Here is a 24,901-nt window from a genome sequence, read left to right on the forward strand (position 1 = left end):
TCCATGTCCACGATCTCCGCGCCCCGCCCGCCCGAACCCCCCACCCTCGACCAGTTCCGCCGCGTCGTGCTCAAGGTCGGCTCGGCGCTCCTCGTCGACCGGGCGCGGGGGCGGCTGCGGCACGCCTGGCTCGCGGCCCTCGCCGAGGACATCGCCGACCTGCACGGCCGCGGCGTCGACGTGCTGGTGGTCTCCTCAGGCTCCATCGCGCTCGGTCGCACGGTGCTCAATTTCGGCCCCGGTCCCCTGCGGCTGGAGGAGAGCCAGGCCGCGGCGGCGGTGGGGCAGATCGCGCTCGCCCGGCACTGGTCGGAGGCGCTGGCCCATCACGGCATCGTCGCCGGCCAGATCCTGGTGACGCCGCAGGACACCGAGGAGCGCCGGCGCTACCTCAACGCGCGCGCGACCACCCTGAAGCTCCTGGAAGAACGCGCCGTCCCGGTCGTCAACGAGAACGACACCGTCGCCACCTCGGAGATCCGCTACGGCGACAACGACCGTCTCGCGGCGCGGGTCGCCACGATGATCGGCGCCGACCTCCTGGTGCTGTTCTCCGACATCGACGGGCTCTACACCGCCCCGCCGGCGAGCGATCCGAACGCCGAGCACTTGGCCGTCATCGCCCGGATCACCCCGGAGATCGACGCGATGGCGGGGGGCCCGGCCTCGGAACTGTCGCGCGGCGGCATGCGCACCAAGGTCGAGGCGGCCAAGATCGCGATCTCGGGCGGCACCCAGATGCTGATCGCCGACGGGCGGGGCAAGAACCCGCTCAAGGCGGTGGCGAACGGCGCCCGCTGCTCGTGGTTCCTCGCCGGCTCGACGCCCGGCGCCGCCCGCAAGACCTGGATCGCCGGCTCGCTGGAGCCGCGCGGCACGCTCACGATCGATGCCGGCGCGGCCCGCGCGCTCCAGGGTGGGGCGAGCCTGCTGCCGGTCGGCGTCAAGCGGGTCGAGGGCAGCTTCGGCCGCGGCGACGCGGTGACGATCCGCTCCCCCGACGGCGTGGTGCTCGGCCGCGGCCTCGTCGCCTACGACAGCGAGGACGCGGCACGCATCCTCGGCCGGTCGAGCCGGGAGATCGAGGCGGTGCTGGGCTATCCGGGCCGGGCCGCGATGGTGCACCGGGACGACCTGGCGCTGGTGGGGGATTGAGGCGGCTCGGAGATCGGCGTCACGGATCCCGCCGGCCCGAACCGGCGCGCTTGGTCTCCAAACACCAAGAAGGCGCCTGAGGGGCGTGTGCCGCCCCTGGCGCCTTGCTTGACCATCGAGTGCGTTCCCCGGCGGACCGGGGCGGCGCGATCAGCAGAAGTGCTGGCCGATCCGGCGCTCGAGATCGTCGGTGATGCGTCCGCCGTTGACCTCGACGTACTCGCCGATCTGGCGCTCCAGGCGACGCTGGTTGGCGGCGTGGATCGCGTGGACCATGCGGCTCACGAGGGTGAGGATGCCGGGCTCCATGTCGGAGCGCTCGTCGACGGTGGGGGAGATGAGCGAGTGAGTGATGACCGCGAGCATGGGGATCTCCGAAAAGAGTGCGCGCGGGCGTTTCCGGTGTTCTTGTTGCAACGCAATATGGTCGATACCGCGCTGCACACAAGCGCGACAGCTGCAGCGGCGCCATGCGAATCCAGCATGCCGGGCCCGGCGGGGCGGTTAACCGGACGGTTACGCTTCGGTGTGTCGGGCCAACGGGTTGACCGGGGTTGACCCGGGGGACCCGACGCGTCAATCACCCCCTCGCCTGCCCCGTCGCCCGCGCGTCATGCTGGCCTGCTAGGCGAGCCGACCGGCCCGGAGGGAGCCTTCCCCAAGGCCGGGCCCCCAATGCGGGGCATACCGAGACCATAATTCCGGAGACCTTGAGCGCCATGACCGACTGGCCTGTCCACGGCCGCATCAGCGGCCCCATCGTGATGATCGGCTTCGGCTCGATCGGCCGGGGCACCCTGCCCCTGATCGAGCGCCATTTCACCTACGACAAGGCCCGGTTCACGGTGGTGGAGCCGTCGGACGCCCACAAGGCGCTCGCCGACAAGCACGGCCTGCGCTTCGAGCAGGTCGCGCTGACCAAGGACAATTACCGCGAGATCCTGACGCCGCTCCTCACCGAAGGCGGCGGCCAGGGCTTCTGCGTCAACCTCTCGGTCGATACCTCGTCGCGGGACATCATGGAGCTGTGCCGCGAGATCGGCGCGCTCTACATCGACACCGTCGCCGAGCCGTGGCCGGGCTTCTACTTCGACAAGAATGCCGGCCCCGCCGACCGCACCAACTACGCGCTCCGCGAGCAGGTGCTCGACGCCCGCCGCCGCAAGCCCGGCGGGCCGACCGCGGTGTCGTGCTGCGGCGCCAATCCCGGCATGGTGTCGTGGTTCGTCAAGCAGGCGCTCCTCAACGTCGCGGCCGATCTCGGCCTCAAGACCTCCGAGCCGAAGACCCGCGAGGAATGGGCCGCGCTGATGCGCGAGACCGGCGTCAAGGGCATCCACATCGCCGAGCGCGACACCCAGCGTGCCAAGTCGGAGAAGCCGCAGGGCGTCTTCGTCAACACCTGGTCGGTCGAGGGCTTCGTCTCCGAGGGCAACCAGCCGGCCGAGCTGGGCTGGGGCACCCACGAGACCTGGATGCCGGAGAACGGCCGCACCCTGCCGAACGACGCGCCGGCGATCTACCTGCTGCAGCCCGGCGCCGACACCCGCGTGCGCTCCTGGACCCCGACCGCGCAGGCGCAGTTCGGCTTCCTCGTCACCCACAACGAGGCGATCTCGATCGCCGACTACTACACCGTGCGCCAGGAGGGTCAGGCGGTCTACCGGCCGACCTGCCACTACGCCTACCATCCCTGCAACGAGGCGGTGCTGTCGCTGCACGAGATGTGGGGCCAGGCCGGCAAGGTGCAGGAGAAGCACCACATCCTCGACGAGAACGAGATCGTCGACGGTATCGACGAGCTCGGCGTGCTGCTCTACGGCCACGGCAAGAACGCCTACTGGTACGGCTCGCAGCTCTCCATCGAGGAGACCCGGGCGATCGCCCCCTACCAGAACGCCACCGGCCTCCAGGTGACCTCCGCGGTGCTCGCCGGCATGGTCTGGGCGCTGGAGAACCCCGAGGCCGGCATCGTCGAGGCCGACGAGGTCGATTTCCGCCGCTGCCTCGAGGTGCAGCTGCCGTATCTCGGTCCGGTGATCGGGGTCTATACCGACTGGACGCCGCTGTCGGGCCGCCCCGGGCTCTTCCCGGAGGACATCGACGAGAGCGATCCCTGGCAGTTCCGCAACGTGCTGGTGCACGGGGCGTAGGCAAGGCCTCGGCCTGACCCCATCACGACGCGGCATCGCGCCCTCGCCCGGGTGCGGTGCCGCAGCGCGGCAAGGCTGTCGCCCGTCCCCGCCCGGTGCTACCATCGTGGCGGTGACAGGGAGCCGTCATGTCGCTCGCGCTGCGGCGCGCCCCGCGAATGCGGGTCGCCGAATTCCTTGAGATGATCCGCGACCGCCCGGACGAGGAGCGCTGGGAGCTTCTCGGCGGCGAGGCGGTGTTGATGGCGCCGCCGACCGAGCGGCATCAGGAGATTGTCGGCCATCTCGTCGGCGCATTGCGACCGCTCGCAGCGAAGTTCGGCTGCCGGGTTCTGCCCGGCATCGGCCTGCGCAACGACTTCGTCGACGATCACGCGCCCATCCCCGATATCGTCGTTCGTTGCGGTCCACGCGTTCCTGATGGGTACGCTCGCGATCCTTGGGTCGTCGTCGAGGTCCCGTCGCCCTCGACCATGCACGACGACCGGGGCCGCAAGGCTGCGTTCTATCGAGGGCTGCAGACCCTTCGTGCCGACCTGATCGTCTATGCCGACGAAGCCCGGGTCGAGCTGTGGTCGCGGGGAAACGGACCGAATGCGACCGTGCGGGTCCTCGGCAGAGACGACTTGATCCAGTTGCCGGACCTCGACGGTTCAATCCCGGTTGCCGCCCTCTACGAAGACATCTCCCTCTGACGCCCGAGCCGCCCTTGCCCCATTTCGACGAATTCTACGCCAACAAGCTGCGCGGCACCCTCGGGGTGACCGATGCCGAATCGGTGCTCGACCTGCGCGGCGCGCCTCGCCCGCAGGCCGAGGCCTCTCTCGCCGACATGCTGGAACGCAGCCGCTTCGCCAAGGGCAAGACCGTGGCGGTGCGCCTCGACGCGCCGACGCCCGGCGGCGGCGAGACCCTGTTCCAGCCGGTCGGGCGCCAGCTCCTCGACGCCAAGCGCCGCGGCTGGGTCGATCGCCTGCAGACCCTGCCGTCCCAGGACGGGCTCGGTTTCTACGTCGCCCTGTCCGGACGCCCGGACAAGGCCCAAGAGGCGCGCTGACCCGATGGCCCCGTCCCCCTCCGCTGCGAACCCCGCCGACCTGACCGCCACGGAGCTTTTGCACCTCTATGCGCGCCGCGCCCTCTCGCCGGTGGCGGTGACGCAAGCCGTGATCGCCCGGGCCGAGGCCGCGGAGCCGCGCTTGCACGCGCTCTACGCCTTCGTGCCCGAGACGGCGCTGGCGGCTGCCCGCGCCTCGGAGGCGCGCTGGATGCGCGGGGAGGCCCTGCCCCTCGACGGGGTGCCGGTCACCATCAAGGAGAACATCGCGACGAAGGGCGTGCCGATGCCGCTCGGCACCGCAGCCCGGGACGACGCGCCCCCGAGCCCGGCCGATGCGCCGGCCACCGCGCGCCTGCGCGAGGACGGCGCGGTGATCGTGGCCCATACCACCATGCCGGATTACGGCATGCTGTCCTCGGGACTGTCGAGCTTCCATCCGCTCACCCGCAACCCCTGGGACCTCGCCAAGGGCCCGGGCGGCTCCTCGGCCGGCTCGGGCGCCGCCGCGGCGGCGGGGTACGGTCCGCTGCATCTCGGCACCGATATCGGCGGCTCGGTCCGGTTGCCGGCCGCGTGGTGCGGGGTCGTGGGCCACAAGCCCAGCTACGGCCGGGTGCCGCTCGATCCGCCCTATTACGGCCGCTGCGCCGGCCCGCTCACCCGCACCGTCGCCGACGCGGCGCTGATGATGCGGACCGTGAGCCGCCCCGACGAACGCGACCCCACCGCCCTGCCCCCGGCCGACCTGCCCTGGCTCGACCTCGACGGGCTCGCCGTGAGGGGCTTGCGCCTCGGCCTGGTGATGGAGGCTGGCGCCGGCCTTCCCCTCGACCCGGGCCACCGCACGGTGATCGAGGCGGCGGCGCGGCTCCTCGCGGAGGCCGGCGCGGTGATCGAGCCGGTCGGGCCGCTCCTCACGCCAGGCATGCTCGACGGTCTCGACCTGTTCTGGCGCCAGCGCGCCTCCCTCGACATCGAAGCCCTGGACGAGGCGCGCCGGGCGCGCGTGCTGCCGTTCATCCGCGACTGGGCGGCGGGCGGCCGCGACGTGAGCGGTGCGATGGTCTTCCACGGCATGAGCCAGATGGCGGCGATGCGGGACGCGGCGCTGACGGCGATCCGGCCGTTCGACTTCCTGATCGGCCCGGTCTCGCCGAACCCGCCCTTCCCGGCCGAGCACGCCTCGCCGACCAACGACCCGGCCCGGGCGATGGCCCACATCGCCTACACGGTGCCGTTCAACATGTCGGAGCAGCCGGCGATCGCGGTCCCGGCGGGCTTCACGCCGGACGGGCTGCCGGTCGGCCTGCAGATCGCCGGGCGGCGCTTCGACGATGTCGGGGTGCTGCGGCTGGCACGCGCCTTCGAGCGGATCCGGCCGGCGCTGCGGCCGTGGCCGGTGGTGGGGTGATCCGGGTCACGCCTGCCGCGCGTTCAGAATCGGTGAAGTCGCGGGCTCCCCTCTCCCGCGCCTTGCAGCGATCCTGGGCAATCCCGGGATCGCCTGGAGACGGGAACCGCGCTTGATGATGAGCAGAGCGGCGCCGGCTTTCAGGCCGTCTCCCCCCTCAACCGCGCCAGCGCCCGCTCGCGACCGATGAGCGGCAGCAGGCCGGCGAGGTCGGGGCCGTGGTCGAGGCCGGTCAGCGCGAGGCGCAAGGGCAGGAACAGGGCCTTGCCCTTGAGGCCGGTGGCGGTGCGAACCGCCTCCGTCACCCGCTTCCAGGTCGTCGCGTCCCACGGCTCCGGCGGCAGCGCCTGGCGGGCGACGGCGAGCAGGTCCGGCGTCTCGCCGGTCACCGGCGTCACCGGTCCCTCGACCACCCGCCACCACTCGGCGGCATCCGACACCCGGGTCAGGTTCGCCCGCACCACCTCCCAGAACGCTTGCGCCCGCTCGGGCGCGACGCCGAGGGCGGTGAGCCGCTCGGCCACCGCCGCGGAGGGGAGAGCATGCACGACCCGGGCGTTGAGCCCGTCGAGCTCGTGCTCGTCGAACTTCGCCGGTGCCCGCGAGACATGGGCGAGGTCGACGAGGGCGGCGAGCTCGTCGAGGTCCGAGACCGGCCGCACCGCCTCGGCCGAGCCGGTCAGCACCGCCAGGGCCGCGACCGCCATCGGCTCGTAGCCGGACTCGCGCAGGCCGCGCAGGGAGAGGTGGCCGAGGCGCTTCGACAGCCCCTCGCCGCTCGCCGTGGTGAGCAGGTTGTGGTGGGCGAAGACCGGCACCGGGGCGCCCAGCGCCGAGAAGATCTGGATCTGGACCGCCGTGTTGGTGACGTGGTCCTCGCCGCGGATCACGTGGGTCACGCCGGTCTCGGCGTCGTCGACCACCGAGGGCAGGGTATAGAGGTAGCTGCCGTCCTCGCGGATCAGCACCGGGTCGGACAGGCTGTCGGCCTCGACGTGGCAGGGCCCGCGCACGAGGTCGTCCCAGGTGACGGTGCCGGGATCGAGGCGGAAGCGCCAATGCGGCCGGCGCCCCTCGGCCTCGAAGGCGGCACGCTCCTCGTCCGTCAGCGTCAGGGCGGCGCGGTCGTAGACCGGCGGCAGGCCGCGGCCGAGCTGGCGCCGGCGGCGGCGCTCCAGCTCCTCGGCCGTCTCGTAGGCCGGATAGAGCCGGCCCGCGGCTTTGAGGCGCTCGGCCGCCGCGTCGTAGATCGCGAGGCGCTCCGACTGGCGGAACATCCCGTCCGGGACGATGCCGAGCCAGCCCAGATCCTCCTCGATCGCCGCGGCGAATGCGGGGGTCGAGCGCGCCGTGTCGGTGTCGTCGAGGCGCAGCCAGAACCGGCCGCCTTCCCGCCGGGCGAACAGGGCGTTGAACAGGGCCGGCCGGGCATTGCCGATATGGAGGAAGCCGGTGGGCGAGGGAGCGAAGCGAACGACGGGTGCCATGGCGGCTCTCGTAGAGCATCGGCGGAGCGGGGCGCAATCGGGCACGGGCCCGAACGCCTGACAGGCCAAGCCTTGACAGCGCTCGCCCCGTCGCCGCATCGCGGGGCCGTGGCCACCCCCTCCCCCCTCCTGCCGGCCGGCACCACGGCCTGGCTGATCACCGACGGCAAGGCCGGCGACCTCGCCCCCTGCCGCGGCCTCGCGGAGGCCTTGGGTCTGGCGGCCGAGGAGCGGATGGTCGCGCCGCGCCCGCCCTTCTCGTGGCTCGCACCTCGGGGGCCGGCCGATCCGCGCGAGCGGGCTCTTCATCCCCCCTGGCCCGACCTCGCGATCGCCACCGGCCGCCGGGCGGTGCCGGCGCTCCGCGCGGTGAAGCGCCGCTCACGAGGCGAGACCTTCACGGTATTCCTGCGCGATCCGCGCATCGGGACGCGGGCGGCCGACCTGATCTGGGTGCCGGCCCACGACCGGTTGCGCGGCCCGAACGTCGTCGTGACCGATCTCGGACCGCATCCGGTGTCGCCCGCCCGCCTCGCCGCCGCGCGCGCGCAGCCCGACCCGCGGCTCGCCGCCCTCCCCCGCCCCCGCGCCGCGGTGCTGGTCGGCGGCGACAGCCGGCACGGGCGCTTCCCGGACGAGGACGGGCGGCGCCTGCTCGCCGGCCTGGAGCGGCTGGCGGACGAGGCGAGCCTGATGATCACCGCGTCCCGGCGCACGCCCGGCCCCTTGCGGGCGGCGTTGGCCGATCTCGCGCGGCGCCGCGGCGGCTTCGTCTGGGACGGCAGCGGCGAGAACCCGTATCTCGCCCTGCTGGCGCTCGCCGACACGATCGTGGCGACCGCCGATTCGGCCAACATGGTGACCGAGGCCTGCGCCGCCGGCGCTCCGGTGCTGCTGTTCGAGCCGCGGAACCTCTATCCGCGTCATCGCCCGCTGTTCGAGGCGTTGAAAAGCCAAGGAACTGTGCATCCTTTCGCCGGACGGGTTGAAGCGTTGCGCCCCAAGCCCTTAGACATGACACTCGCGATCGCGCAGGCTGTGGCGAATGCCTATATCGGGCATCGCGACGCGCTCGCCCGCCGCACGACTCGTTAGAGTCCGACCGGCGGCAGCCCCGGAGACCCTTATGTCCACCACCAAGCAGGCTCCCCAGCACGAGAAGCTCGTGATCATCGGCTCCGGCCCCGCCGGGTACACCGCCGCGATCTACGCCGCCCGCGCCATGGTCGAGCCGCTGCTGATCTCGGGCTTCCAGCCCGGCGGCCAGCTGATGATCACCACCGACGTCGAGAACTACCCGGGCTTCGCGGACGCGATCCAGGGCCCGTGGCTGATGGAGCAGATGCGCTCCCAAGCCGAGCATGTCGGCACCCGGATCGTCTCGGAATACATCGCCACGGTCGACCTCGCGCAACGGCCGTTCCGGCTCGAGGCCGATTCGGGCGCGGTGTTCACCTGCGACGCGCTGATCATCGCCACCGGCGCCCAGGCGAAGTGGCTCGGCCTGCCCTCGGAGGCGAAGTTCCAGGGCTTCGGCGTCTCGGCCTGCGCCACCTGCGACGGCTTCTTCTTCCGGGGCAAGGAGGTCGTGGTGGTCGGCGGCGGCAACACCGCGGTCGAGGAGGCGCTCTACCTCGCCAACCTCGCCTCCAAGGTGACGGTGGTGCACCGGCGCGACACGTTCCGGGCCGAGCGCATCCTGCAGGAGCGCCTGTTCAAGCACCCGAACGTCGAGGTGGTGTGGAACCACGCGGTCGAGGAGATCTGCGGCCGCGACAAGCCGGCGCCCTCGGTCACCCATGTCCGCCTGCGCGACACCCGCACGGGCGAGATCACCGAGCGCAAGGCCGACGGCGTGTTCGTCGCCATCGGCCACCAGCCGGCGACCGCGGTGTTCGAGGGGCAGTTGCCCTTCCGGGCCGGCGGCTACCTGGAGGTGACGCCCGGTACCGCCATGACGGCGATTCCCGGCGTGTTCGCGGCGGGCGACGTGACCGACGACGTCTACCGGCAGGCGATCACCGCCGCCGGGATGGGCTGCATGGCCGCCCTCGAGGCGGAGAAGTACCTGGCCAACCTGGCGATCGGCGAAGAGCCGCGCAAGGCCGCGGCCGAGTAGGCGTGAGATGTACCGGGGCCGGGGATGAGCCCCGGCCTCGGCCTTTGTGGCGTTCGCTCTGAACTCACCGGCCGCGTCTGGCCGGCCGGAGCTCTGGCGCGGGGTTGACGGTCGTGGACTGGGACAAGATCCGGATTTTCCTCAACGTCGCCGAAGCCGGGAGCTTCACCAAGGCGGGCGACGACATCGGGCTCAGCCAGTCGGCCGTCAGCCGTCAGATCAGCGCCCTGGAGCGCGAGCTGAAGGCGCCGCTGTTCCATCGCCACGCCCGCGGACTGATCCTGACCGAGCAGGGCGACCTGCTGTTCCGGGCCGCCCGGGACATGAAGATGCGGCTGGAGACCACCCGGGCGCGCCTCGTCGAGACGAGCGAGCGCCCCTCGGGCGACCTCAAGGTGACGACGACGGTGGGGCTCGGCACCGCCTGGCTGTCGCAAAGGGTGGCCGAGTTCCTCGACCTGCACCCGGATGTCCGCGTCGAGCTGATCCTGACCAACGAGGAGCTCGACCTCGCGATGCGCGAGGCCGACGTGGCGATTCGGCTCCGCCGGCCGGCCCAGCCGGACCTGATCCAGCGCCGGTTGTTCACCGTGCACTATCACGTCTTCGCCTCGCTCGAATACATCAAGCGGTTCGGCGAGCCGAAGACCATCGACGATCTCGACAAGCACCGGCTGGTCTCGTTCGGCGGCGACCAGCCCTCCTACCTGATGGCGACCCATTGGCTCGCCACCGTCGGCCGCGAGGGGCGCGAGCACCGCACGATTCACTTCACGGTGAACAACATCTCGGCGCTGCAGCTCGCGGTCGAGACCGGCGCCGGCATCGGCATCCTGCCGGACTACGTCGCCGACGGGAACGAGCAGCTGGTCCAGGTGCTGCGCGACTACGAGATGCCGAATCTCGAGAGCTACCTCGTCTATGCCGAGGAGATGCGGACGGTCGCCCGCGTCCAGGCGTTCCGGGACTTCCTGGTCGCGAAGGCGCAGCGCTGGACGTATTGAGGCGGGATCTTCCCCGGCAATGCCAACGCCGTCCGAGTCATTGAAGGGCCGCGCAGCGGAGCCCGGGATGACCCAGCGGGTGGTACGTCCGTCGAGGGACGCCGACTCCACACCCCGCGCACCTCCCCGCTTGCCTTTCCGTCCGCCGGCGCCATGCTGCCGGGGGAGACGCTAGGTCAGCCGCAAGGAGCCCCGATGACCGACGACGAGACCTTCATGGCGCGCGCCATCGCCCTGTCGGAGCACACCGCGCTCGTCGAGAGCGCCGGCGGCGTCTTCGGCGCGGTGATCGTGCGCGACGGCACCATCATCGGCGAGGGCGCGAACCGGGTCGTCGCCGAGAACGATCCGACCTGGCACGCCGAGATGGCGGCGATTCGCGACGCCTGCACGAAGGAAGGCAGCTTCAAGCTGCCGGGCGCGACCCTCTACACCTCGGCCGAACCGTGCCCGATGTGCATGGCGGCGGCCTACTGGGCCGGCATCTCGCGGATCTTCTACGCCTCGACCAACGAGGATGCGCTGCGCCACGGCAATTTCGACGACAGCATGATCTACGAGGAGATCCGCAAGCCGGCGAGCGAACGCAAGATCCCGATCCGGCAGATCATGCGGGCCGAGGCGATCGAGGTCTGGGAGCGCTACGAGGCGAAGGCCGACCGGGTGCCGTACTGACCGGGGCGGGACCGGCAACCGGGGCCCGCAGCGTGGCGTTGTCGTGTCAGGACTGACGCCCGGACAGGGGCTCGGGAGACCCCACGCCGCTTGCCGGAGCCTGAGGCCGGTCGAACCGTTGAAAGAGGCCCCCATGCGTCGCACGCCTCTCCTCGCCGTCCTCCTGGCGGCGGCCCTCGCCCCAGCCCCGCACCTCGGGAAAACGGAGCCGCCCAGGCGGGATCCGGGCGGCTCCGGGGTGCTCGGGCCCGCCACCCGCGACACCACCGGCGTCGGCCAGACCAAGCCGCCGGGCGCAGCCCTCGGCCCGGATGCCGGTCTCACGCCGCAGTTGCAGGAGCGCGATCGGGAGATCCAGCGCGCGATCGACACCGGTCTCTGCACCGGTTGCACCGAGGCGCCGGCCACGGGGAGCCAAGTGCATTAGTCCGCTCTGCATTAGACGGAATGATCGGTTGCGAGTGCGGTCAACGGACCCTTAAACCGGCCGCAACCAGCCCGGGCGCCGCGCCAGCGACCGGGGAGACCATGCGAGGGAGAACGCCATGAGCCAGCGGATCGTCGAGGTCAGCCAGGATGCGCGCGCGCGGGCGCATATCGACGAGGCGACGTACCTGTCCTGGTACGAGGCCTCGATCCGCGACCCGGAGTCGTTCTGGCGCGAGCACGGCCAGCGGATCGACTGGTTCACGCCCTACGCCAAGGTGAAGGAGACGACGTTCGGCCCCGGCGACGTCTCGATCCGATGGTTTTCCGACGGCGTCACCAACGCCGCCTACAATTGCATCGACCGGCACCTCGACACCCGCGGCGACCAGGTGGCGATCATCTGGGAGGGCGACGACCCGTCGGAGTCGCGCCACATCACCTACCGCGAGCTGCACGCGGAAGTGTGCCGGATGGCCAACGTCCTGCGCAACCGCGGCGTCTCGAAGGGCGACCGGGTCACCATCTACCTGCCGATGATCCCCGAGGCGGCCTTCGCGATGCTGGCCTGCGCCCGCCTCGGCGCGATCCACTCGGTGGTGTTCGGCGGCTTCTCGCCGGATTCGCTCGCCGGCCGCATCCAGGGCTGCGACTCGAAGCTCGTCATCACCGCCGACGAGGGCCTGCGCGGCGGCCGCAAGGTGCCGCTGAAGGCCAACGTCGACGCGGCGATCCAGCGCCTGGCCCCGGACAGCGTCGACCACGTCATCGTGGTGCGCCGCACCGGCGGCGCCGTCGAGATGGATCCGGTCCGCGACGTCTACTACGACGCCGCCGCCGCCCAGGTCACCGACGAGTGCCCGGTGACGCATGTCGAGGCCGAGCACCCGCTGTTCCTGCTCTACACCTCGGGCTCGACCGGCCAGCCGAAGGGCGTGGTCCACACCACCGGCGGCTACCTCGTCTACGCGTCGATGACGCACCAATACGTCTTTGACTACCACGAGGGCGACATCTACTGGTGCACCGCCGATGTCGGCTGGGTCACCGGCCACTCCTACATCCTGTACGGGCCGCTGGCGAACGGCGCCACCACCCTGATGTTCGAGGGCATCCCGACCTATCCGACGATCTCGCGGTTCTGGGACGTCGTCGACAAGCACAAGGTCAACATCTTCTACACCGCGCCGACCGCGATCCGCTCGCTGATGGGCGCCGGCGAGGCGCCGGTGAAGCAGACCTCGCGCGCGTCCCTCCGCACGCTCGGCTCGGTCGGCGAGCCGATCAATCCCGAGGCCTGGGAATGGTACTACCGGGTCGTCGGCGACGAGCGCTGCCCGATCGTCGACACCTGGTGGCAGACCGAGACCGGCGGCATCCTCATCACCCCGCTCCCCGGCGCGACCCCGCTCAAGCCCGGCTCGGCGACGCGGCCGTTCTTCGGCGTGAAGCCGGTGGTGGTCGATGCCGACAACACGGTTCTCGACGGCGCCTGCGAGGGCAACCTCTGCATCGACGATTCGTGGCCGGGCCAGATGCGGACGGTGTGGGGCGACCACGAGCGCTTCGTGCAGACCTACTTCTCGACCTTCCCGGGCCGCTATTTCTCGGGTGACGGCTGCCGGCGCGATGCCGACGGCTATTACTGGATCACCGGCCGCGTCGACGACGTGATCAACGTCTCGGGCCACCGGATGGGCACGGCGGAGGTCGAATCCTCGCTCGTCGCGCACCCGAAGGTCTCCGAGGCCGCGGTGGTGGGCTATCCCCACGACATCAAGGGCCAGGGCATCTACGCCTACGTCACCCTGATGCAGGGCGAGGAACCCTCCGACGCGCTCCGCAAGGAGCTGGTGACCTGGGTGCGCAAGGATATCGGGCCGATCGCCTCGCCCGACCTGATCCAGTTCGCCCCCGGCCTGCCGAAGACCCGCTCCGGCAAGATCATGCGCCGCATCCTGCGCAAGATCGCCGAGGACGAGTTCTCCGCGCTCGGCGACACCTCGACGCTCGCCGAGCCGGCGGTGGTCGACGACCTGATCGAGAACCGGCAGAACCGCACCAAGTGACCGTGATGGCCGGGGCCCCCGCACGGGCCCCGGCCCCATGATCCCGCGCGATACGGTCGCGCTTATCAGACCTTCGTCGCATCGAGAGCAGTTTCAGTCTCTTTGCACTGGCATTCGCCACGAAATCAGGTCATCCGAAATTTTGCGCCGCATCAAACGACGTCGGTGCACAGCAGCCTGGCGAGAACAGGCACAGAGAAAGACCGTCGCATCGACTTCACTGCCTCGTGCCGTCTTCGGTGCGCGGCGGAGCCGTGCCTGGTTACAGAAGCGAAACATAGGGAGGCCCGCCGATGGCAGAGGCAGACACCGCACGGGTTCTGGCGAGCCCGACATTCCGACAATTGGTGACCGAACGCACCCGCTACGGCTGGATCCTGTCCGGCGCGATGCTGGGGATCTATCTCGGCTTCATCCTGCTCGTCGCCTTCGCCAAGGGCGTGATGGCGGCGAAGATCGGCTCCGGCGTGACCTCGCTCGGCATCGTGCTGGGCCTCGTCGTCATCGTCTCGGCCTTCGCGCTCACCGGGATCTACGTCGCCCGGGCCAATGGCCGCTACGACGACCTGACGAACGACCTCAACCGGGAGCTCGGCCGATGAGCGCACGCCGCATCGCCATCGTGGGGCTCCTGACGGTCGTCGGAGCCGGCGCGGCTTTGGCCGCCGGGCCGGATCTCGGCGCCGTGCAGAAGCAGGCGACGAACTGGACCGCCGTCGTCATGTTCCTGCTCTTCGTGCTGGCCACGCTGGGCATCACCTACAAGGCCGCCGCGGGCTCGAAGTCGGCCGCCGACTTCTACGCCGCCGGCGGCGGCATCTCGGCCGGCCAGAACGCGCTTGCCATCGCGGGCGACTACATGTCGGCGGCCTCGTTCCTCGGCATCTCGGGGCTGGTCTTCTCGTCGGGCTTCGACGGGCTGATCTACTCGATCGGCTTCCTGGTCGGCTGGCCGATCGTGCTGTTCCTGATCGCCGAGCGGCTGCGCAACCTCGGCAAGTTCACCTTCGCCGACGTGGCGAGCTTCCGCCTCGACCAGACCCGGATCCGCATCCTGTCGGCGACCGGCACCCTCGTGGTGGTGGCGTTCTACCTGATCGCCCAGATGGTCGGCGCGGGTAAGCTGATCCAGCTGCTGTTTGGCCTCGACTACCTCACCGCGATCATCGCGGTCGGCATCCTGATGATCGTCTACGTCGCCTTCGGCGGCATGAAGGCGACGACCTGGGTGCAGATCATCAAGGCCTGCCTGCTGCTCGCCGGCGCCTCGTTCATGGCGCTGGCCGTGCTGTGGCGCTACGGCTTCAACCCGGAGGCGCTGTTCGCCGCCGCCGTGCAGGAGCACCCCAAGCACGAGGCGATCATGGCGCCGGGCGGCCTCGTCGCCGATCCGGTCTCGACCATCTCGCTCGGCATCGGCCTGATGTTCGGCACCGCCGGCCTGCCCCACATCCTGATGCGGTTCTTCACCGTGTCGGACGCCCAGGCCGCCCGCAAGTCGGTGTTCTACGCCACCGGCCTGATCGCCTACTTCTACATCCTGACCTTCATCATCGGCTTCGGCGCCATCACCTTCCTGATGAGCGACCCGAGCTACTTCAAGGCCGGAGCCGGCGGCGCCTACGACCGGATCACCGGGCTGCTCGGCGGCAGCAACATGGCGGCGGTGCACCTCGCCAACGCCACCGGCGGCTCGCTCTTCCTCGGCTTCATCTCGGCGGTGGCCTTCGCGACCATCCTCGCCGTGGTGGCGGGTCTCACGCTCGCCGGCGCCTCGGCGGTGAGCCACGACCTCTACGCCCAGGTCTTCGCCCGCGGGCGCACGACCGAGGCCGGCGAGGTCCGCCTGTCGAAGATCTCGGCGGTCGTGATCGGCATCGTGGCGATCTATCTCGGCTACGTGTTCGAGAACCAGAACGTCGCCTTCATGGTCGGCCTCGCCTTCGCGGTGGCGGCGAGCTGCAACTTCCCGGTGCTGGCGATGTCGATCCTGTGGAAGGGCACCACGACGCTGGGCGCCCTCGTCGGCGGCCTGATCGGCCTCGTCAGCGCGGTCGTGATGGTGGTGCTGTCGAAGGCGGTGTGGGTCACCACCTTCGGCCACCCGGCGGCGCTCTTCCCCTACGACAACCCGGCCCTGTTCTCGATGCCGCTCGCCTTCCTCGGCATCTGGGCGGTCTCGAAGATCGACAACTCCGCCCGGGCGAAGCGCGAGCGGGCGGCCTTCGAGGCGCAGTACGTGCGCTCGGAGACCGGCATCGGAGCGGCCGGCGCGCACGCGCATTGACGACGAACGGGCGGCGGCCGGCACGGCCGCCGCCCCGCTCCGCGACGCGTCAGAGACGGCGTCGCGTCCCGCCTGTGGCGGATGACGCGCCTTGGGAGAGGCCGCCGGGTCCGGAACGGAAGCCCGGGCGGCCTCACTCCCCGCTCCCCTCCCCTCGCACCAGCCCGCGCTCCATCAGATCCAGATGCCCGGCCAGATACGCCGCACCGTCGAGGGCGTGGTCGTCGCCGAACATCAGGCGCCAGGTGCAGGCCATCATCACCGGGGCGAAGAGCAGGTGGGGGAATTCCTCCGCCGCGCAGGCGCGGAACTCGCCGCGCTCGATGCCGTAGCGCACCACCCGACGCAGGTTCTCCACCGCCGGGCCGATCACCTCGGCGCGCCAGCGGGCGGCGAGGTCGGGGAACCGGCTCACCTCGGCCAACAGCATCCGGAGGATCTCGCGGGCGCGCCGGTCCTCGACCATGTGCTCGTACACGAAGGCGAAGTGGCTGCGCAGGATCGCCATCGCCGATCCCTGCGGCACGGCGGTGAGCGCCGCGAGGTTCTCCTGCGAGGGACGGTTCATCTCCCTGATCGTGGCGAGGAACAGGTCCTCCTTGCTCGGGAAGTACAGGTAGATCGTGCCCTTGGTGATTCCGGCCCGGGCCGCCACGTCGTCGAGCTTGGTCGCCGCGAAGCCGCTGCGCGCGAATTCCTCGAACGCCGCCTCGACGATCTCGCCCGGCCGCTCCTCCTTGCGCCGCTGGCGCCGTCCCGCAATGGCCATGTCGCTCCTTATTGACTGTCTGGTCAGTTATTAGTACGAAGCAGGCGTCGCCTTCAAGGAGCGCGTGCCATGTCCCCCAGGGTGATGTTGAGTCCCCGCACGGTGATCGGCCCGGGCCGGGTTCGCCCGCTGCATCAAACCGGGTCGAGCCGGCCTCGTTTCACCCATCTGCCGAACGGGCTCGACCTCCATGCGCCGCCGCTCGCCCCATCGCGCCCGCTGCTGCCGCGGCGGGTCTCGGCCTCGACGCTCGCGCTCGTGATCGTCGCGCTCGCCGGCTGGGCCGGCCTGCTGGCCTGGACCCGCCTCGACCCGGTGGCACCTGCCTGCCCGACCTGCCTCTCGGAGCCGGGCCAGCTCTGAGGCTGTCCCGCCCGTCCCCTTCGCCCCGGCGCCCTGCCGGGGCTCCCCCACAGATGCGGGACGCCCTCCATCCGGAGAACGGCCCACATCTGGAAGGAGCGGCCGCATCCGCCCCCTCGCGGCCGCTCCTTCACGCCCGTTTCATCGCCCCGTTCCCTGCGCCAGAGCGGCACCCGAACGCCCTGCCATCGGGCGCCGCTCCAGGTCTTTGATTGTGCCGCATTTTCTTTGGCGAACCGGTATCCATGTCGTCGAAGGATGCTTCAGCCTTCCGCTCGCCCGAACGGGGACCCGCGAGATCCTCATGAGACAAAGTCCGATCCCGCGGGGCGCCGCCCTGCTCGCCCTCGCCCTCGCGACCGCCGGCACGGCCGACGCCGAGGCGCCGGCCAAGGGCGAGACCACGAAAGCGGCCCGCAACCCCGCCCTGGCCGAGGTCCGGGTCGTCGCTGCCGCCCTCGCGCCGGTCTCGGCCCAGGTCGTGCTGACCGGCGACATCCAGGCCAAGTTTCTGAGCAACATCGCGTTCCGGGTCAGCGGCAAGATTCAGGAACGCCTGGTCGAGGTCGGCGAGCACGTCACCGCCGATCAGGTGCTGGCCCGGCTCGAGCCGCAGGAGCAGCAGGTCAACGTCGATACCGCGCAGGCGGCGCTTGCCTCGGCCGAAGCCTTGCTGACCCAGGCGAAGGTCAGCTTCGAGCGACAGCAATCGCTGATGCGCAGCGGCTACACCACCCGCACCGCCTACGACCAGGCCGAGCAGACGCTGCGCACGACCCAGGCCTCGGTGGAATCGGCCAAGGCCGTCCTCGGCAATGCCCGCGAGCAATTCTCCTACACCGCCCTGAAGACCGGCGTCGCCGGCATCATCACGGCCCGCAACGCCGAGGCCGGTCAGGTGGTGCAGTCCGGCCAGACCGTGTTCACCCTGGCCCAGGACGGGCCGCGCGACGCGGTGTTCGTCGTCTCCGAGACGCTGCTCGCCGAACCGCCGGAGGGCAAGACGATCGACATCATCCTCCTGTCCGATCCGCGGGTGCGCACCACCGGCACCGTCCGGGAGATCTCGCCGGCGGTCGATCCGGCCTCCGGCGGCGTCCGGGTGAAGATCGGGCTGACGAACGTGCCGCCCGAGATGTCGCTGGGCGCCACGGTGGCGGGCCTCGGGCGCTTTCGCGCCCGCGAGGCCGTGAGCTTGCCCTGGAGCGCGCTGTTCCGCTGGCAGGACCGGCCGGCGGTCTGGGTGCTCGATCCCGCCAGCAACACCGTCGCGCCGAAGACCGTGGCGATCGACCGCTATGCCGGCTCGGCCATCGTGCTCGCGAGCGGCGTCGCGCCGGGCGAGCGGGTGGTCACCGCCGGCATCCAGCTGCTGCGCCCGGGCCAGAGGGTCGCGGTGGTCGGGGAGGACGCGCCGTGAGATTTGCGCCTGCCCTTGTCGTCCTCCTCGCCGTCGCCGGATGCCAAGGCGAGACGGCCGAGGCGCCGCCGCCGGTGCGCCCGGTGCTCACCACCAGGGTCGAAGTGTCCACCGCCGAGACCTTCGGCCCCTTCGCCGGCACGGTCGAGCCGCGCTACCAGACGCAGGCAGGCTTCCGGGTGCCGGGCCGGATGGTCGCCCGCGACGTCTATGTCGGCGACCTCGTGCCCAAGGGCGCGCGGCTCGCCGCCCTCGATCCGACCGTGCTGCTCTTCGCCGTCACCCGGGCGCGCGCCGACGTCACCGATGCCGAGGCGCAGCTCGCCAATGCCAGTGCCGTCGAGACGCGCCAGCGCACCCTGTTCGAGGGCGGCAACGTCACCCAGGCCGCCCTCGACAGTGCCGTGGCGAGCCGCGACACCGCGACGGCGCGTCTCGCGCAGGCCAAGGCCGCCCTGCAGAAGGCGAGCGACGAGCTCGGCTACGCCACCCTGAAGGCCGATGTCGACGGAGTGGTGACGGCCTGGAACGCCGAGATCGGCCAGGTGGTGAGCGCCGGCCAGGCGGTGGTGACGCTCGCCCGTCCCGACATCCGCGAGGCGGTAGTCGACATCCCGGACGGGCTGATGGCCGGCATCAGGGCCGGCACCGAATTCACCGTGACGCTCCAGGCGGCGCCGACCATCACCGCGAAGGGCCGGGTGCGCGAGATCGGGCCGCTCGCCGACCCGGCGACCCGGACGCGCCGGGTGCGCATGACCCTCGTCGATCCGCCGGAGGCCTTCCGGCTCGGCACCACCGTCACGGTGGCGCTGCGGCGTCCGACCCCGCCGCGCATCACCCTGCCGGCGACCGCCCTGCTGCGGGCGGAGAACCGCACCAGCGTCTGGGTCGTCGCGCCCGACGGGACGTCGGTCTCCCGCCGCGACGTCGTGCTCGTCGACACCCCGATCCACCACGAAGGCGCGGTGACCCTGAGCGACGGCCTCAAGGCCGGCGAGACCGTGGTGGTGGCGGGCGCCCACAGCCTCAAGGACGGCCAGGCGGTGCGTCTCGCCGCCTCCGGCCTCTGACCCCGGCCCGATTCCTTCCGCGCGCGGCCCCGCGGCCCGCACCCACACCCCGTTCAGCGCGAGGCCGCGCCCGATGAAATCGTTCAACCTCTCCGAATGGGCGCTGTCGCACCGCTCCTTCGTCTGGTTCCTGATGGTGGTGGCGATCGTCGCCGGCGCGATGTCGTACCGCAAGCTCGGCCGCGAGGAGGACCCGGCCTTCGCGATCAAGACCATGGTGGTGCAGGCGAACTGGCCCGGCGCCACCATCGGCGACACCCTCGAGCAGGTCACCGACCGGATCGAGAAGGAATTGCAGCAGATCAACGCGGTCGATTACACCCGCAGCTACACGACGCCTGGCCAGGCGACGGTGTTCGTCAACCTGCGCGAGACGACCCCGCCGAAGACGATCCCGTGGCTGTTCTACCAGGTCCGGAAGCGCCTCGGCGACATCAAGGGCACCTTCCCGCAAGGCATGCAGGGCCCGTTCTTCAACGACGAGTTCGGCGACGTGTTCGGCAACGTCTACGCCTTCACGGCCGACGGGCTGTCGATGCGCCAGTTGCGAGACTACGTCGAGACGGTGCGCACCCGCATCATCAAGGTGCCGAGCATCGGCAAGACGCAGATCATCGGCGCCCAGGACGAGATGATCTATCTCGACTTCTCGACCCGCAAGCTCGCCGGCCTCGGCGTCGACATCCAGTCGGTGATCAAGACGCTGCAGGCGCAGAACGCGGTGGCGCCCTCCGGCGTGATCCAGGCCGGGCCGGAGCGGGTCTCGGTCCGGGTCGGCGGCCAGTTCACCGACGAGAACAGCCTGAAGGCCATCAACCTGCGGGTCAACGACCGCTTCTTCCGCCTCTCCGACGTCGCCACGATCGAGCGCGGCTACGCCGACCCGCCCCAGGCCCTGTTCCGCTACAACGGCCAGCCGGCGATCGGGCTCGCCATCGCCATGCAGCAGAGCGGCAACCTGCTCCAGTTCGGCGAGGCCCTGAAGACGCGGATGCGCCAGGTCGAGGGCGAGCTGCCGGTGGGCGTGGGCATCCACCTCGTCTCCGACCAGCCGCGCATCGTCGAGGAGGCGGTCGGCGGTTTCACCAAGGCCCTCGTCGAGGCGGTGGTGATCGTGCTCGTCGTCTCGTTCCTCAGCCTCGGGGTGCGGGCCGGCCTCGTGGTGTCGTTCTCGATCCCGCTGGTGCTCGCCATCGTGTTCGTCGTCATGGACGTGATGGGGGTCACGCTCCAGCGCATCTCGCTCGGCGCGCTCATCATCGCGCTCGGCCTCCTCGTCGACGACGCGATGATCACCGTCGAGATGATGGTGGCGCGGCTGGAAGCCGGCGACAGCCTGCACAAGGCCGCGACCTTCGCCTACACCTCCACCGCCTTCCCGATGCTGACCGGCACGCTCGTCACCGTGGCGGGCTTCCTGCCGATCGGCTTCAACGGCTCGGCCGCCGGCGAGTACACCTACTCGCTGTTCGTGGTGATCGCGGCCTCGCTCCTCGTCTCCTGGGTGGTGGCGGTGCTGTTCGCGCCGTTGATCGGCGTGAAGATCCTGCCGAAGACCATGAAGGGCCACCACGACAAGCCGAGCCGCCTGTTGAACGCCTTCCGGGCCCTGCTGCTGCCGGCGATGCGCTTCCGCTGGATCACGGTCGCTTCTTGCGTCGGGATGCTGGGGCTCGCGGTGGTCGGCATGGGCCACGTCCAGCAGCAGTTCTTCCCCTCCTCCGACCGGCCCGAGGTGCTGGTCGACCTGACCCTGCCGCAGAATGCCAGCATCGCCGAGACCCGGGCGCAGATGGACCGGTTCGAGGCCGCCCTGAAGGACGATCCGGCGATCAAGCGCTGGAGCTCCTATGTCGGCCAGGGCGCGATCCGGTTCTACCTGCCCCTCGACCAGCAATTGCAGAACGCGTTCTACGGCCAGATCGTGATCGAGACCGTGTCGCTGGAGGCGCGCGACCGCACCATGGCGCGGTTGAACGCGCTCGCCCGGCGCGACTTCGTCGGCACCGACGTGTTCGTGCATCCCCTCGATCTCGGGCCCCCGGTCGGCCGGCCGATCCAGTACCGGATCAGCGGCCCCGACCTGCAGGTGGTCCGCGCCCAGGCGCTCAAGCTCGCCAACGTGGTGGCGCAGAACCCGCATGTCGGCCTGCCGACCTTCGACTGGAACGAGCCCGGCAAGGTGCTGCGGGTCGAGATCCTGCAGGACAAGGCGCGCCAGCTCGGCGTGACCTCGCAGGACATCGCCGGCATCCTCAACGGCGTCGTCGGCGGCACCACGATCACCCAGGTCCGCGACGCGATCTACCTCGTCGACGTGGTCGGCCGGGCGCAGGGACCCGAGCGCCGCTCCGTCGACACGCTCCAGAGCCTGCAGGTGCCGACCGCCGGCGGCGCCACGGTGCCGCTGCTCGCCTTCGCGCGGATCCACTACGACCTCGAACAGCCGATCGTCTGGCGCCGGGACCGGATGCCGACCATCACGGTGCGCGCCGCCATCACCGACGCGACCCAGCCGCCGACCGTGGTGACGGCCCTCGAGCCCGCCATGGCGCAGTTCCGCTCGGAACTCCCCGAGGGCTACGACCTCGCGACCGGCGGCGCGGTGGAGGAGAGCGCCAAGGGCCAGGGCCCGATCGCCGCGGTGGTGCCGGTGATGCTGCTGGTGATGGCATTCTTCCTGATGGTGCAGCTCCAGAGCCTTCAGAAGCTCTTTCTCGTGGCGAGCGTGGCGCCGCTCGGCCTGATCGGCGTCGTCGCGGCCCTGCTGCCGTCGGGCGCCCCGATGGGCTTCGTGGCGATCCTCGGCATCCTGGCGCTGATCGGCATCATCATCCGCAACGCCGTGATCCTGGTCACCCAGATCGACGAGTTCGAGGCCGAGGGGATGAAACCCTGGGACGCGGTGGTGGAGGCGACCTGCCACCGCATGCGCCCGATCCTGCTCACCGCCGCGGCGGCCAGCCTCGGCATGGTGCCGATCGCCCGCGAGGTGTTCTGGGGCCCGATGGCCTACGCGATGATCGGCGGCATCATCGCGGCGACCTTCCTGACCCTGTTCTTCCTGCCGGCGCTCTATGTCGGCTGGTACCGGATCCGGCCGCAGAAGAAGGGCGAGGCGCAGGCTCCCGCGGGGGCTTGAAGGATGTTTCTTCCGCCGGATCCAGCCGGGCGTCGCTTTTCGCCGCCCGGGCCCAGCGAACGTTGCGATGCTGAAATCTTGCGCCGATTCCGCCTCTTGACTTAGAGCACGCTCGAACTCCTAGCCTCCGGAGCGTCGTGGCGAGCAAGGTGCTCATGACGATCGGGGAATCGGCGACGCGTTCGGGACTGTCCACCCTCATCATCCGCTATTCCGAGCGGATCGGAGTGTTGCCCTGCGCTGGCCACAACCAATCGAGCCAACGGGATTACGACGCATCGATCCTCACCCGGATCGCATTCCTCCACCGTCTCAAGACGACCGGGATGCCGATCTGGGAGATGCTGCGCTACGCGGCCTCGCGGGACGGTGGCGTCGCCACGGCGGCTGAGCGCCGAGATGTGCTGAAGCAGCATCGTGAGTGCATCCGCGCCCGCCTTGCTGACTTTGCAGGCCTGTCTCCTCGCCCTCGACACCAAGATCGCCGGCTATGCCGGCCTGGATGGAGAGGATGCAGGCACATGACACCCAACGTGGGCGCCGGCGAGAGCCGGCTGGAGCGCGGGCGACGGGCGCTCGCTGATATCGATGGTCATGCAGGGGAGAAGGTCGTCGCCTCGCTCGCCGACATTGCCCCCGACTTCGCAACCTACCTGATCGAGTTTCCCTTCGGGGATATCTATACCCGCCCCGGCCTCGACCTGCGGGCTCGCGAAATCGCGACGATCGCGGCTCTGACGGCCATGGGGAATGCGGCTCCCCAGCTCAAGGTCCACATCGAGGCGGGCCTGAATGTCGGCCTCTCTCGCGTGGAGATCGTCGAGATCATCATGCAGATGGCAGTCTATGCCGGCTTCCCAGCGGCATTGAACGGATTGTTCGCGGCGAAAGCCATGTTCGCCGAGCGCGCGACCGGCGAGGGACACGCGTCATGACGCGTGGCGCGACCATGGTTGCCTCGCTCATCACGCTGGCCGTGATCGCCATGGCATCATCGGCTGACGCGAATCCGACGCAGCCTGAGAAGCTGTGGGACGGTTTTCGCGCTCCGACCGGGATTGCCACTGCACCGGATGGAACGGTCTATGTCTCGAATTGGGGAGCCGGCACGGTCGAGCGGATCGGTGTGGACGGCGTCCGCTCGACCGCACTGACCGGGATCGCAGCACCGGCCGGAATCGCCATCGACGGCGCTGGCGCCGTTTTCGTTGCCTCATACTCGGACGACGACGTCTTGCGCCTCGCACCGGACGGAACCAGGACACGGGTGGCCAGCGGGCTCGCGACTCCTGCTGGTCTTGGCTTCGCCGCCGATGGCCGTCTCCTGGTCGCCAACCGGGCTGCCGGCGAGATCGTGTCGATCGACCTGTCGAACGGCACGCAGCGCATTCTTGCGCGTTCCTTGTCCCTACCGGTCGGCGTCGTAGAGATGATGGACGGCAGCGTGATCACATCGCAGTATGGGGGGCGGGTGACGCGCATCCTGGCGGACGGTTCGACCCAGGAACTGGGCGCGAGCTTTTCCCGTCCAGGCGTCGGCATCGTCGCTGATGGCCCCGATGCCGTCCTCGTCGCCGACAATGGCGCCAGCGTCGTCAGGCGCGTTTCCATGGATGGGCGCTCGGCCGTTGTGGCCAGCGGGTTTGAGGGAAGTCTCGTCGCGCTCGGCCGCGGCCGGGACGGACACCTTCTCGTCGGCGCCTGGGGGTCGGGGATCGTCTATCGTTCGCGCGTTGCCCGATGATGATGGCGCGTCACAGGTGTCGCCAGTGAGGCGCCCTCCCAAGATCTGCCGCACGATGAGTCTGGCAACCGAGCAACGCTGAAAAAGGAAAAGGCCTCCTGGCTTTCGCCAGGAGGCCTTTTCACCGACGATGGTTGCGGGGACAGGATTTGAACCTGTGACCTTCAGGTTATGAGCCTGACGAGCTACCGGGCTGCTCCACCCCGCGCCAAGACGTGATCGTGATGAGGGAACGTGACGTGCTTGGCAGGTCTGGCGGTGACCGACTCTCCCGTGTCTTGAGACACAGTACCATAGGCGCTGGGGCGGTTAACGGCCGAGTTCGAGATGGGATCGGGTTCAGATCACCCCGCTCAGACCACCAGACCGGCCAAGCACGTTCATCCGGCAAGCATGTGTGTGTGTCTTCGTCGTGTCGTGGTGTGTTGGTCGATCCGGACACGGATCATGAGAGCGATCAAGCCGATCGAGCGATTAGTACTGGTCAGCTCAGCGCGTTACCGCGCTTGCACATCCAGCCTATCCACGTGGTCGTCTTCCACGG

Annotated in this window: 22 protein-coding genes, 1 tRNA gene, 2 rRNA genes and 1 pseudogene; 20 read left to right on the plus strand and 6 right to left on the minus strand. The window is 70.2% G+C overall.

Annotation, left to right across the window (positions count from 1 at the left end):
- Window positions 1-3 precede the first annotated feature (3 nt).
- Complete coding sequence (gene proB / locus FF100_RS19060) at window positions 4-1,155, plus strand: glutamate 5-kinase (protein ID WP_139037253.1); 1,152 nt, start codon at window positions 4-6, stop codon at window positions 1,153-1,155.
- A 150-nt stretch (window positions 1,156-1,305) separates the two neighbouring features.
- On the opposite strand, the gene FF100_RS19065 is transcribed toward proB, so the two are convergent.
- Window positions 1,306-1,521 carry a hypothetical protein gene (locus FF100_RS19065; RefSeq protein ID WP_139037254.1) on the minus strand — a complete coding sequence of 72 codons (216 nt, stop codon included), beginning with the start codon at window positions 1,519-1,521 and terminating at the stop codon, window positions 1,306-1,308.
- Window positions 1,522-1,874: 353 nt separating this feature from the next.
- On the opposite strand from FF100_RS19065, the gene FF100_RS19070 reads away from it, so the two are divergent.
- The 4 genes from FF100_RS19070 to FF100_RS19085 all read left to right on the plus strand — a co-directional run bounded on the left by FF100_RS19070 (window position 1,875) and on the right by FF100_RS19085 (window position 5,779).
- Complete coding sequence (locus FF100_RS19070; RefSeq protein WP_139037255.1) at window positions 1,875-3,308, plus strand: homospermidine synthase; 1,434 nt, start codon at window positions 1,875-1,877, stop codon at window positions 3,306-3,308.
- Window positions 3,309-3,436: 128 nt separating this feature from the next.
- Window positions 3,437-4,003 carry a Uma2 family endonuclease gene (locus tag FF100_RS19075; RefSeq protein WP_139037256.1) on the plus strand — a complete coding sequence of 189 codons (567 nt, stop codon included), beginning with the start codon at window positions 3,437-3,439 and terminating at the stop codon, window positions 4,001-4,003.
- Between the two features lie 14 nt (window positions 4,004-4,017).
- Window positions 4,018-4,365 (plus strand): hypothetical protein, encoded by a 348-nt coding sequence (locus FF100_RS19080; protein WP_139037257.1) that lies wholly within the window; start codon window positions 4,018-4,020, stop codon window positions 4,363-4,365.
- A 4-nt stretch (window positions 4,366-4,369) separates the two neighbouring features.
- On the plus strand, window positions 4,370-5,779 hold the full coding sequence (locus tag FF100_RS19085; RefSeq protein WP_139037258.1) for an amidase: 1,410 nt from the start codon (window positions 4,370-4,372) through the stop codon (window positions 5,777-5,779).
- Window positions 5,780-5,919: 140 nt separating this feature from the next.
- Here FF100_RS19085 and gltX read toward each other — a convergent pair whose 3' ends face one another.
- Window positions 5,920-7,266 (minus strand): glutamate--tRNA ligase, encoded by a 1,347-nt coding sequence (gene gltX, locus FF100_RS19090; RefSeq protein ID WP_139037259.1) that lies wholly within the window; start codon window positions 7,264-7,266, stop codon window positions 5,920-5,922.
- Between the two features lie 108 nt (window positions 7,267-7,374).
- Here gltX and FF100_RS19095 point away from each other — a divergent pair, with 108 nt between their 5' ends.
- The 8 genes from FF100_RS19095 to FF100_RS19130 all read left to right on the plus strand — a co-directional run bounded on the left by FF100_RS19095 (window position 7,375) and on the right by FF100_RS19130 (window position 15,846).
- Window positions 7,375-8,361 (plus strand): mitochondrial fission ELM1 family protein, encoded by a 987-nt coding sequence (locus FF100_RS19095; protein ID WP_246102166.1) that lies wholly within the window; start codon window positions 7,375-7,377, stop codon window positions 8,359-8,361.
- A gap of 31 nt (window positions 8,362-8,392) precedes the next feature.
- Window positions 8,393-9,385 (plus strand): thioredoxin-disulfide reductase, encoded by a 993-nt coding sequence (gene trxB / locus FF100_RS19100; protein WP_139037261.1) that lies wholly within the window; start codon window positions 8,393-8,395, stop codon window positions 9,383-9,385.
- 113 nt (window positions 9,386-9,498) lie between these two features.
- Complete coding sequence (locus FF100_RS19105) at window positions 9,499-10,389, plus strand: LysR family transcriptional regulator (RefSeq protein ID WP_048434235.1); 891 nt, start codon at window positions 9,499-9,501, stop codon at window positions 10,387-10,389.
- Between the two features lie 195 nt (window positions 10,390-10,584).
- Complete coding sequence (locus tag FF100_RS19110; protein ID WP_139037262.1) at window positions 10,585-11,064, plus strand: nucleoside deaminase; 480 nt, start codon at window positions 10,585-10,587, stop codon at window positions 11,062-11,064.
- 133 nt (window positions 11,065-11,197) lie between these two features.
- Window positions 11,198-11,491, plus strand: a complete 294-nt coding sequence (locus tag FF100_RS19115; protein WP_139037263.1) for a hypothetical protein — start codon at window positions 11,198-11,200, stop codon at window positions 11,489-11,491.
- Between the two features lie 118 nt (window positions 11,492-11,609).
- A complete protein-coding gene (gene acs, locus FF100_RS19120) occupies window positions 11,610-13,559 on the plus strand; it encodes an acetate--CoA ligase (RefSeq protein WP_139037264.1) in 1,950 nt (649 codons plus the stop codon).
- Between the two features lie 293 nt (window positions 13,560-13,852).
- Window positions 13,853-14,161, plus strand: a complete 309-nt coding sequence (locus tag FF100_RS19125) for a DUF485 domain-containing protein (protein WP_139037265.1) — start codon at window positions 13,853-13,855, stop codon at window positions 14,159-14,161.
- Window positions 14,158-15,846, plus strand: a complete 1,689-nt coding sequence (locus FF100_RS19130; protein WP_139037266.1) for a cation acetate symporter — start codon at window positions 14,158-14,160, stop codon at window positions 15,844-15,846. The genes FF100_RS19125 and FF100_RS19130 overlap by 4 nt, the downstream gene beginning before the upstream one ends.
- Window positions 15,847-15,979: 133 nt before the next feature.
- Here FF100_RS19130 and FF100_RS19135 read toward each other — a convergent pair whose 3' ends face one another.
- Window positions 15,980-16,615, minus strand: coding sequence for a TetR/AcrR family transcriptional regulator (locus FF100_RS19135; protein WP_139037267.1), 636 nt, complete (start codon window positions 16,613-16,615; stop codon window positions 15,980-15,982).
- 69 nt (window positions 16,616-16,684) lie between these two features.
- On the opposite strand from FF100_RS19135, the gene FF100_RS19140 reads away from it, so the two are divergent.
- From FF100_RS19140 to FF100_RS19165, 7 genes and pseudogenes are all read left to right on the plus strand, one after another.
- A complete protein-coding gene (locus FF100_RS19140) occupies window positions 16,685-16,978 on the plus strand; it encodes a hypothetical protein (RefSeq protein WP_139037268.1) in 294 nt (97 codons plus the stop codon).
- A gap of 304 nt (window positions 16,979-17,282) precedes the next feature.
- Window positions 17,283-18,398, plus strand: a complete 1,116-nt coding sequence (locus FF100_RS37940) for an efflux RND transporter periplasmic adaptor subunit (RefSeq protein ID WP_139037269.1) — start codon at window positions 17,283-17,285, stop codon at window positions 18,396-18,398.
- Window positions 18,395-19,471, plus strand: coding sequence for an efflux RND transporter periplasmic adaptor subunit (locus FF100_RS37945; protein ID WP_139037270.1), 1,077 nt, complete (start codon window positions 18,395-18,397; stop codon window positions 19,469-19,471). Before FF100_RS37940 ends, FF100_RS37945 begins: the two co-directional genes overlap by 4 nt.
- A gap of 73 nt (window positions 19,472-19,544) precedes the next feature.
- Window positions 19,545-22,613: an efflux RND transporter permease subunit gene (locus FF100_RS19155; RefSeq protein ID WP_139037271.1), complete on the plus strand. Its 3,069-nt coding sequence runs from the start codon at window positions 19,545-19,547 to the stop codon at window positions 22,611-22,613.
- Window positions 22,614-22,768: 155 nt separating this feature from the next.
- Window positions 22,769-22,888: pseudogene (locus FF100_RS38655) on the plus strand (MerR family transcriptional regulator); the annotation flags it as partial.
- Between the two features lie 246 nt (window positions 22,889-23,134).
- On the plus strand, window positions 23,135-23,548 hold the full coding sequence (locus FF100_RS37195; RefSeq protein WP_171070252.1) for a carboxymuconolactone decarboxylase family protein: 414 nt from the start codon (window positions 23,135-23,137) through the stop codon (window positions 23,546-23,548).
- Window positions 23,545-24,357: a Vgb family protein gene (locus FF100_RS19165; protein WP_139037273.1), complete on the plus strand. Its 813-nt coding sequence runs from the start codon at window positions 23,545-23,547 to the stop codon at window positions 24,355-24,357. The genes FF100_RS37195 and FF100_RS19165 overlap by 4 nt, the downstream gene beginning before the upstream one ends.
- Before the next feature lie 131 nt (window positions 24,358-24,488).
- Here FF100_RS19165 and FF100_RS19170 read toward each other — a convergent pair.
- The 3 genes from FF100_RS19170 to FF100_RS19180 all read right to left on the minus strand — a co-directional run.
- A tRNA-Met gene (locus tag FF100_RS19170) sits at window positions 24,489-24,565 on the minus strand.
- A gap of 42 nt (window positions 24,566-24,607) precedes the next feature.
- Window positions 24,608-24,723, minus strand: a 5S ribosomal RNA gene (gene rrf / locus FF100_RS19175).
- A gap of 87 nt (window positions 24,724-24,810) precedes the next feature.
- A 23S ribosomal RNA gene (locus FF100_RS19180) occupies window positions 24,811-24,901 on the minus strand; the annotation flags it as partial.

This window comes from Methylobacterium terricola (genome assembly GCF_006151805.1).
Classification (GTDB): domain Bacteria; phylum Pseudomonadota; class Alphaproteobacteria; order Rhizobiales; family Beijerinckiaceae; genus Methylobacterium; species Methylobacterium terricola.

Excerpts from the sequence above, each read along its gene's own strand:
- FF100_RS19125 (WP_139037265.1), top strand. The coding sequence starts at position 13,853 with ATGGCAGAGGCAGACACCGCACGGGTTCTGGCGAGCCCGACATTCCGA.
- FF100_RS19065 (WP_139037254.1), bottom strand. The coding sequence starts at position 1,521 with ATGCTCGCGGTCATCACTCACTCGCTCATCTCCCCCACCGTCGACGAG.
- FF100_RS19130 (WP_139037266.1), top strand. The coding sequence starts at position 14,158 with ATGAGCGCACGCCGCATCGCCATCGTGGGGCTCCTGACGGTCGTCGGA.
- acs (WP_139037264.1), top strand. The coding sequence starts at position 11,610 with ATGAGCCAGCGGATCGTCGAGGTCAGCCAGGATGCGCGCGCGCGGGCG.
- proB (WP_139037253.1), top strand. The coding sequence starts at position 4 with ATGTCCACGATCTCCGCGCCCCGCCCGCCCGAACCCCCCACCCTCGAC.
- FF100_RS19110 (WP_139037262.1), top strand. The coding sequence starts at position 10,585 with ATGACCGACGACGAGACCTTCATGGCGCGCGCCATCGCCCTGTCGGAG.
- FF100_RS37195 (WP_171070252.1), top strand. The coding sequence starts at position 23,135 with ATGACACCCAACGTGGGCGCCGGCGAGAGCCGGCTGGAGCGCGGGCGA.
- FF100_RS19070 (WP_139037255.1), top strand. The coding sequence starts at position 1,875 with ATGACCGACTGGCCTGTCCACGGCCGCATCAGCGGCCCCATCGTGATG.
- FF100_RS19075 (WP_139037256.1), top strand. The coding sequence starts at position 3,437 with ATGTCGCTCGCGCTGCGGCGCGCCCCGCGAATGCGGGTCGCCGAATTC.
- gltX (WP_139037259.1), bottom strand. The coding sequence starts at position 7,266 with ATGGCACCCGTCGTTCGCTTCGCTCCCTCGCCCACCGGCTTCCTCCAT.
- FF100_RS37940 (WP_139037269.1), top strand. The coding sequence starts at position 17,283 with ATGAGACAAAGTCCGATCCCGCGGGGCGCCGCCCTGCTCGCCCTCGCC.
- trxB (WP_139037261.1), top strand. The coding sequence starts at position 8,393 with ATGTCCACCACCAAGCAGGCTCCCCAGCACGAGAAGCTCGTGATCATC.
- FF100_RS19115 (WP_139037263.1), top strand. The coding sequence starts at position 11,198 with ATGCGTCGCACGCCTCTCCTCGCCGTCCTCCTGGCGGCGGCCCTCGCC.
- FF100_RS19135 (WP_139037267.1), bottom strand. The coding sequence starts at position 16,615 with ATGGCCATTGCGGGACGGCGCCAGCGGCGCAAGGAGGAGCGGCCGGGC.
- FF100_RS19165 (WP_139037273.1), top strand. The coding sequence starts at position 23,545 with ATGACGCGTGGCGCGACCATGGTTGCCTCGCTCATCACGCTGGCCGTG.
- FF100_RS19140 (WP_139037268.1), top strand. The coding sequence starts at position 16,685 with ATGTCCCCCAGGGTGATGTTGAGTCCCCGCACGGTGATCGGCCCGGGC.
- FF100_RS19085 (WP_139037258.1), top strand. The coding sequence starts at position 4,370 with ATGGCCCCGTCCCCCTCCGCTGCGAACCCCGCCGACCTGACCGCCACG.
- FF100_RS19155 (WP_139037271.1), top strand. The coding sequence starts at position 19,545 with ATGAAATCGTTCAACCTCTCCGAATGGGCGCTGTCGCACCGCTCCTTC.